We start from the raw sequence: 650 nt of genomic DNA on the forward strand, positions 1-650 counted from the left end.
GGAAGCGGCCGTCGAGGCCGAAAAGGGGGCAGCGCGAAGGGACAAGAGCCGCAAGACGGGCGGGACGGGGACGACTCACGTGTCGAGCGGCGACGGCTCCGCCGACGGCACCGCGCCCGCCTGAAGGGCGCTGAGCTGGGGCGTTCCCGGGGCGGGCTGACCACAAAGATCCATCTTGCAGCCGACCGGCGCTGCCGCCCGCTGGCGTTCGTCCTCACGCCCGGACAGGCCGGCGACAGCCCGCAGTTCGCCCCGGTGCTGGAGCGGATCAAGATACGCGGCCCGGTCGGGCGCCCCCGGACCCGGCCGGACGCCGTGGCCGCGGACAAGGCGTACTCATCTCGGCGCAACCGCCGCTACCTGCGTCAACGCGGGATCCGGGCGGTGATCCCGGAGAAGGCCGACCAGGCCGCGAACCGCAAGAAGCGCGGCAGTGCCGGCGGCCGGCCGGTTTCCCACGACGCGGAGCTGTACAAGGAGCGCAACACCGTGGAGCGGTGCATCAACCGGCTGCGGAACTGGCGCGGCATCGCGTTCCGCTTCGACAAGACGCCAGAGAGCTACGAGGCCGGCCTGCATCTGTGTGGTGCGATGCTCTGGCTCCGCAGCATCGCACCACATTCATGATCTGAACTCCAGACAGGACCTAG

At 70.6% G+C, this 650-nt stretch carries 1 pseudogene; it reads left to right on the plus strand.

The window, feature by feature from the left end:
- Positions 1 to 78: 78 nt before the first annotated feature.
- Positions 79 to 627, plus strand: a pseudogene (locus OTB20_RS43140) (IS5 family transposase); the annotation flags it as partial.
- Positions 628 to 650 lie beyond the last annotated feature (23 nt).

Origin of the sequence: Streptomyces sp. H27-H1 (assembly GCF_026627445.1) — a bacterium.
Taxonomy (GTDB): Bacteria; Actinomycetota; Actinomycetes; order Streptomycetales; family Streptomycetaceae; genus Streptomyces.